7 protein-coding genes are annotated in these 6,944 nt (G+C 70.5%); 3 read left to right on the forward strand and 4 right to left on the reverse strand.

What is annotated here, in order from left to right:
* Window positions 1-22: 22 nt before the first annotated feature.
* Window positions 23-1,378, forward strand: coding sequence for a class II 3-deoxy-7-phosphoheptulonate synthase (locus NBY69_RS24685; RefSeq protein ID WP_250303671.1), 1,356 nt, complete (start codon window positions 23-25; stop codon window positions 1,376-1,378).
* A gap of 194 nt (window positions 1,379-1,572) precedes the next feature.
* A complete protein-coding gene (locus NBY69_RS24690; RefSeq protein WP_250303672.1) occupies window positions 1,573-1,836 on the forward strand; it encodes a bacterioferritin-associated ferredoxin in 264 nt (87 codons plus the stop codon).
* A gap of 52 nt (window positions 1,837-1,888) precedes the next feature.
* On the opposite strand, the gene bfr is transcribed toward NBY69_RS24690, so the two are convergent.
* On the reverse strand, window positions 1,889-2,368 hold the full coding sequence (bfr, locus tag NBY69_RS24695) for a bacterioferritin (RefSeq protein WP_250303673.1): 480 nt from the start codon (window positions 2,366-2,368) through the stop codon (window positions 1,889-1,891).
* A 154-nt stretch (window positions 2,369-2,522) separates the two neighbouring features.
* Here bfr and NBY69_RS24700 point away from each other — a divergent pair, with 154 nt between their 5' ends.
* Window positions 2,523-3,155, forward strand: coding sequence for a sulfite oxidase-like oxidoreductase (locus NBY69_RS24700; RefSeq protein ID WP_250303674.1), 633 nt, complete (start codon window positions 2,523-2,525; stop codon window positions 3,153-3,155).
* Between the two features lie 40 nt (window positions 3,156-3,195).
* Here the strand turns inward: NBY69_RS24700 and NBY69_RS24705 are convergent, their stop codons facing one another.
* From NBY69_RS24705 to pknB, 3 genes are all read right to left on the reverse strand, one after another.
* Window positions 3,196-3,714 (reverse strand): DUF4396 domain-containing protein, encoded by a 519-nt coding sequence (locus NBY69_RS24705; RefSeq protein ID WP_250303675.1) that lies wholly within the window; start codon window positions 3,712-3,714, stop codon window positions 3,196-3,198.
* An 85-nt stretch (window positions 3,715-3,799) separates the two neighbouring features.
* A complete protein-coding gene (locus NBY69_RS24710) occupies window positions 3,800-4,651 on the reverse strand; it encodes a deoxyribonuclease IV (protein ID WP_250303676.1) in 852 nt (283 codons plus the stop codon).
* A gap of 7 nt (window positions 4,652-4,658) precedes the next feature.
* Window positions 4,659-6,593, reverse strand: a complete 1,935-nt coding sequence (gene pknB, locus NBY69_RS24715; protein WP_250303677.1) for a Stk1 family PASTA domain-containing Ser/Thr kinase — start codon at window positions 6,591-6,593, stop codon at window positions 4,659-4,661.
* Between the last annotated feature and the right edge of the window lie 351 nt (window positions 6,594-6,944).

The following is a 6,944-nucleotide window of genomic DNA, read 5'->3' on the forward strand; positions in this document are numbered from 1 at the left end:
GGCGACCCCGTACTGTTGGCCTGTGACCGTGAACGCTGATACCCAAGCCCCCGCCGTACAGGCGACCTGGCGAGACCTTCCCGCGGCGCAGCAGCCCGAGTACCCGGATACCGAGGCGCTGCGCGATGTGATCGCGGACCTCACGTCGTATCCGCCGCTCGTCTTCGCGGGCGAGTGCGACCAGCTGCGCGAGCGCCTGGGAGCCGTTGCCAAGGGCGAGGCGTTCCTGCTCCAGGGCGGCGACTGTGCCGAGGCCTTCGACGCCGTGTCCGCGGAGCAGATCCGCGCGAAGCTCAAGACGCTGCTCCAGATGAGCGCGGTGCTCACCTACGCCGCGTCGGTGCCCGTCGTCAAGGTCGGCCGGATCGCCGGGCAGTACTCCAAGCCGCGCTCCAAGGGGACCGAGACCCGCGACGGGGTGACCCTGCCGACGTACCGCGGTGACTCGGTCAACGGCTTCGCCTTCAACGAGAAGTCCCGGGTGCCCGACCCCGACCGGCTGAAGCAGATGTACCACGCGTCGGCGTCGACGCTGAACCTGGTCCGCGCCTTCACCACCGGTGGGTACGCCGACCTGCGCCAGGTGCACGCCTGGAACCAGGACTTCGTCAAGTCGTCGCCGTCCGGGCAGCGTTACGAGCAGCTCGCCCGTGAGATCGACAGCGCGCTCAACTTCATGAAGGCCTGCGGGACCGACCCGGCGGAGTTCCGCGCGGTCGAGTTCTACGCCTCGCACGAGGCGCTGCTGCTGGACTACGAGTCGGCGCTGACCCGTACCGACTCGCGCACCGGCAGGCTCTACGACACCTCGGGCCACATGGTGTGGGTCGGCGAGCGCACCCGTCAGCTGGACCACGCGCACATCGAGTTCGCCGCGCAGATCCGCAACCCGATCGGTGTGAAGCTCGGCCCGACGACGACTCCGGAGGAGGCGCTCAGCTACGTCGAGCGGCTCGACCCGGACCGCGAGCCGGGCCGGCTGACCTTCATCGTCAGGATGGGCGCGGACAAGGTCCGCGACAAGCTGCCGAACCTGGTCGAGAACGTCACCGCGTCCGGTGCCCAGGTCGTCTGGGTCACCGACCCGATGCACGGCAACACCTTCGAGGCCGCGTCCGGCCACAAGACGCGCCGCTTCGACGACGTGCTCGACGAGGTCAAGGGCTTCTTCGAGGTCCACAAGAGCCTCGGTACGCACCCGGGCGGCATCCACGTCGAGCTGACCGGTGACGACGTCACCGAGTGCGTCGGCGGCGGCGACGAGATCTTCGTCGACGATCTGCACCAGCGCTACGAGACGGCCTGCGACCCGCGGCTCAACCGCAGCCAGTCGCTCGACCTGGCGTTCCTGGTCGCGGAGATGTACCGGGCGCAGTAGCCGGGCCCAGCAGCTGGGCGCGGTGGACAGGACAGCGGAAAGGGCCGTGGGGCGCGGATCACATCGATCCGGACCCCACGGCCCTTCTGCACACCTGGGGCTACGGGTAAGGTTAGGTTTGCCTCACCCGGACGGTCGCTCGCTGACCACCGGAGTGACGCCCGTCAGCGATCCCGGCCGGGAGGTGAACCCGCGTGTACGTCTGCTCATGCTTCGGTGTGACCGAGCAGCAGGTGAAGGAGCACGCGGAAGCGGGTGCCTGCACCCCCCGGGACATCGCGTCGGCCTCGAAGGCCGGTACCGACTGCGGCGGCTGTGTCCGCAGCATCCAGGCCCTCCTCGGCCGGGGCGGCTGCCCCCGCCGGGCACTGCTCGAACAGCGCGTGACCCCGCTGGAGCCGGTGGCGCCGCCGGGACCGGACGCCGGTCCTGCGCCGCGGCTCCCCGAAGCCGCCTGACGCACCCGCCCGTCCCGGGCCCCTCCTTCCCGTACGGGAAGGCCCGGCCGCTTCAGCTGTCCGGCTGCTCGATCACCTGGGCGATGTAGAGCGCCTCCCCGAGCTTCTCGATCAGCTCCAGCTGGGTGTCGAGGTAGTCGATGTGGTGCTCCTCGTCGGCCAGGATCGACTCGAAGATGTTCGCAGACGTGATGTCGCTCTTGCCGCGCATGACCTCGATGCCGCGCCGCAGCCGGTCGATGGCCTCGGCCTCGACCTGGCGGTCCGCCTGGAACATCTCGGTGACGGTCTGGCCCACCCGGACATGGAAGAGCCGCTGGTAGTTCGGCAGCCCGTCCAGGAACAGGATCCGGTCGGTGAGGATCTCGGCGTGCTTCATCTCGTCGAAGGACTCGGACCTGGTGTATTTCGCGAGCTTCGTCCAGCCGAAGTTCTCCTGCATCTTCGCGTGCAGGAAGTACTGGTTGATCGCCGTCAGTTCGGCGGTCAGCTGCTCGTTGAGAAACTCGATGACCTCGGGGTCGCCCTGCATTGCAGAGGCTCCTTCCAGGCGTGGATCCGGGCAGGTTTCGCGCATCCTCGCACCGCCTCCCGGGAGCGTCCAGTAAGTGGAGGCTTAGTACGAGTTGCCCCGATCCGTTCATGCCTGGTCACGACCACCCCGCTCGGTCTGTCACCATGGATGCATGGGTCAGCCGGAAAGCCGGGAGCAGCAGGGAGCGGCATCGACCGAGCTCCCACCGGGCCAGCGGCTCCAGCGGGGCTGGCCGGTCACCCACTACGGTCCGGTGCCCAAGTTCAAGCCCGACCGGTGGGAATTCCGGGTTTTCGGGGCGACGGCCGACGGCGAGAAGCACTGCTGGAACCACGAGGAGTTCTCCGCGCTGCCGTTCTCCACCGTGGTCGCCGATCTGCACTGCGTGACGAAATTCTCCATGCTCGGGGCCGAATGGGGTGGGGTCCTCGCCCGTACGCTGACCGAGCTGGCACCGCCCGCGCCGCAGGTCACGCACGTGATGGTCTGGGCCGAGTACGGATACAGCGCCAATCTGCGGCTCGCTGACTTCACAGCTGCGAAGACACTGTTCGCCACCCACAAGGCCGGAGAGCTGCTCACCGCCGAACACGGGTTTCCGCTGCGGCTGGTCGTGCCGCAGCTCTATGCCTGGAAGGGGCCCAAATGGGTGCGCGGTGTCGAGTACATGACCGCGGATCGCCGTGGCTTCTGGGAGGAGCGCGGCTACCACAACCTCGGTGACCCGTGGCGCGAGCAGCGCTACTCGTACCAGGAGGAGCCCGGGGACGGCCCGGAACTCTGAGGGCTCCGGGTCGTCCCCGTGGCTTCCGGGGCGGGTCGTGTCAGTGGTGGTACCGGTGCACCACCGCGTGCCCCTTGCCGCGGCCGATCATCCACTTGTTGACGGGTGTGGTGACCGCGAAGGCGAGGACGAGCGAGAGGGCCAGTGAGGTCCAGAACAGTGCGTCCGCGAGCTGGGCGTTCATGGCGCTGGGCCAGAGGGTGATCACGCCGTTGTCGATGAGCTCCATCACGGCGATGGACAGGGTGTCGGCCGCGAGCGCCACCCGGAACGCCGCCTTGAACCCGACGCCCGCCCGGAGGATCGACCGCAGGGTCAGCGAGTAGCCGAAGAAGAACGCCAGCACGATCGCGGTGATCATCGTGGGCGCGTTGCCCCAGCCGAAGGCCGTGCCGATCACCATGCCGAGGATCTCGCCGATGGCGCAGCCGGTGAGGCAGTGCAGGGTCGCGCGGGCGGCCATGGACCAGCTGACCCCGCCGCCGTGTCCGGCCGGGTGGGTCTCGTGGTGCCCGGGGTGGCTGTGCTGCTCGTGGTGCGGGTGCGTGGAGTGCTGCATGTCGAGGCCCCCATGACGACGGCTGGGTATGTGATTCCTTCTCACCGGAACCACATACCCCCTCGGGGTATTCCCTCGGGGCTCCTCAGGGGCGGAGCGACTTCAGACGGGCCACGTCCGCCCGGTGTCCTTCCTTGCCGCCCGGCGTCTCGATGACGAGCGGCACCCCCTCCGTCGCCGGATGCGTGAGCAGTTCCCTGAACGGCTCCGTACCGATGTGACCCGCGCCGATGTTCTCGTGCCGGTCCTTGTGGGCGCCGGACGCCTCCTTGGAGTCGTTGGCGTGGACCAGCTTGAGCCTGCCCTCGCCGACCGCGTCCACCAGCAGATCCAGGGTCTGCTTCATCCCGCCCGGCCCCGCCAGCTCGTGCCCCGCCGCGAAGATGTGGCAGGTGTCCAGGCAGACGCCCAGCCGGGGGTGGGCGTCGAGCGCCTCGAAGTACGGGCCGAAGTCCCAGGTGCGCGAGCAGAGCGAGGAGCCCTGGCCCGCGGTCGACTCCAGGAGCAGGAAGGGGTCGTCGTCGTGGGTGAGTTCGTCGAGGAGCGGCAGCAGGTGCGTACGGACCTGGGCGAGCGCCTCCGCCCGCGGGCGTCCGCCGGTCGCCGAGCCGGTGTGCACCACCACCCCCCGCGCGCCGATCTCCCGGCCGCGGCGCAGGGAGTGGCGCAGCGAGTCCACCGAGCTCTCCACCGTCGCGGGCGTGTGCGAGCCGAAGTTGATCAGATACGGCGCGTGCACGTACGCCGTGATCTCTTCCGCCGCGCACTCCTCGCGGAACTTCTCGTCCTGGGCCGGGTTCCCGACCGGGGTGGCCCAGCCGCGCGGGTTGGCCACGAAGACCTGCACGGCCTCGGCGCCCAGCTCACGCGCGTAGGGCAGTCCGGTCTTGGCGAGGCCGCCGGCCACGGGTACATGGCCGCCGATGGGGTTGCGCACGGTGTCTTCAGAGTCCCTTGGTCTTGATGGTGATCGTGCTGCCTTCGGGTGCCTGACCGCCGCCGTCGACGGACTGGCTCGCGACGGTGTCGCTGAAGGAGAGGAACGGCCGGTCGACATGGACCTTGAACCCCTCTGCCGTCAGCGCGCTCTTCGCGTCGTCCACGCTGTCGCCCGTGACGTCGGGGACGTCGATCATCCGCGGCCCCTTGGACACCGTCAGCGTGACGGTGTCGCCCTCGGCGGCTCCGGCGCCGCCGGTCAGCGACTGCCTGGCGATCCTGCCCGCGTCCTCGGGGGAGTTGATCCGCTCCGGCGCGATCGCGACCTTCAGGTTCCGGTCCTCAAGGGCGGCGGTGGCGTCCTGAACGGACTTGCCCGTCACATCCGGTACGTCGACCGGGGCGCCCTTGGAGACGACCAGGGCGACCGCTGAGTCCGCATGACGCTCGGTGCCGGAACCCGGGGCCGTACGGATCACCGAGCCGCGCGGGACGCCGTCGCTGAGTTCCCTGGTGACCATGCCGGGGGCGAGGCCCGCCTTCGTCAGGTCACGCCTGGCCTTCGCGAGCGGCTCACCCGAGACGTCGGGCACCCGCACCACCTCGGGACCCCGCGAGACGACCAGCGCCACCTTTCCGTTGTCACGGATACGGGCGCCCGACCCGGGATCGCTGCTCATGACGGTGCCGCGCTCATAGGTGTCGCTGTACTTGCGGTCGGTCTTCTCCACATCGAGACCGGCGGCCGAGATCCGCGACTTCGCGGCCTTCTCGGTCTGGCCCAGCAGGGACGGAACACGGGTGAACTGACCGGAGTTGATGTACCAGACGCCCGCCCCGACGCCGAGCACCAGCAGCACGGCCACGACCGAGGCGATCAGGCCGCGGCCCACCCGGCGACGGCGCACCGGCGCGCGCCCCCGCTCCTCCTCCGCCGGTCCCGGTGGGGGAAGCACCAGCCGGGCGGTCCGGCCGACGCCCGCCGGGGGGAGGGGACGGGGGATGACGTTCGTACGGTCCTCGGAGCTGCCCGCCGCGTCCGCGGGCTCCGTGAGCGCCTGCGGAGGAACCGCGTCGAGCTGGGCGTCACTCAGCGCGGCGCGGGTCTCGCGGACCTGGCCGAGCAGGGCCACGGCGTCGAAGGGCCGCCCCTCGGGGCTGCGGGCCGTCGCGCTCGCCACCAACTCGTCGAGACCGGCGGCGAGCCCCGGTACGACGGCGGACGGCGCGGGTACGCCCGCGTTGAGGTGCTGGTAGAGGACCTGGGCGGGGGTCTCGCCGCTGTGCGGCTTCGCGCCGGTCAGCATCTCGTACAGCACGACACCACAGGCGTAGACGTCCGCCCGGGTGTCCGCGGTGCCGAGCTCGATCTGCTCGGGCGCCAGGTAGGAGACGGTGCCCAGGATGGCCCCGGTGCTGCTGGTCTCGGTGTCCACGGCCCGTACGAGACCGAAGTCCGCGACCTTGACGCGCCCGTCGTCCCCGATCAGGACGTTCTCCGGCTTCATGTCGCGGTGCACGAACCCGGCACGGTGCGCGGCGCCGAGGGCGGCCAGCACCGGCTCCAGGATGTCCAGAGCGGCGCGGGGCCGCAGGGCGCCGCGTTCGCGCAGTACGTCGCGGAGGGTGCACCCGGCGACGTACTCCATCGCGAGGTAGACGTACGCACCGTCCGCGCCCTGGTCGAACATGCCGACCACATTGGGGTGGTCGAGGCGGGCGACCGACTTGGCCTCCCGGATGAAGCGCTCGACGAAGGTGGCGTCGACGGCGAGCGTCGGGTGCATCACCTTGAGGGCGAGGACCCGGTCCAGCCGGGTGTCGACGGCCCGGTACACCGTGGCCATGCCGCCGACGGCGATGAGCGCGTCCACCCGGTAGCGGCCGTCGAGCAACTGCCCGACGAGGGGGGCGTGCGGGTCATCAAGCGTCGTATCCACGCTGGCGAGTGTACGAGCCGGGGGTGACAGGGGTTAAGCCGTCCCGAGTGCGGGGGCGTGACTGAAGCCGAGCTGTGACAGGCCGGTGGGAGTGTCGCCGCATTCCCCTTCGAACCGCCCGTCGATCTTGCCCTCCCCGCCTGCCCGCCTGTCCGCCTGCCTGCCCTGACTGCTCTGCCCGTCCGCCCTGCCCGTCCGCCCTGCCCGCCCCGCCCTGCCTGCCCTGTCCGCCTGCCCTGACTGCTCTGCCCGTCCGCCCTGCCCGTCCGCCCTGCCCGCCTGCCCGCCCCGCCCTGCCTGCCCTGTCCGCCTGCCCTGACTGCTCTGCCCGCCCGCCCCGCCCGCCCGCCC

The organism is Streptomyces sp. A 4/2, assembly GCF_940670765.1.
Lineage (GTDB): Bacteria > Actinomycetota > Actinomycetes > Streptomycetales > Streptomycetaceae > Streptomyces.

Bases quoted from the DNA above. Each gene is read 5' to 3' on its own strand.
- bfr (WP_250303673.1), bottom strand. From the start codon at position 2,368: ATGCAGGGCGACCCCGAGGTCATCGAGTTTCTCAACGAGCAGCTGACC.
- NBY69_RS24700 (WP_250303674.1), top strand. From the start codon at position 2,523: ATGGGTCAGCCGGAAAGCCGGGAGCAGCAGGGAGCGGCATCGACCGAG.
- NBY69_RS24705 (WP_250303675.1), bottom strand. From the start codon at position 3,714: ATGCAGCACTCCACGCACCCGCACCACGAGCAGCACAGCCACCCCGGG.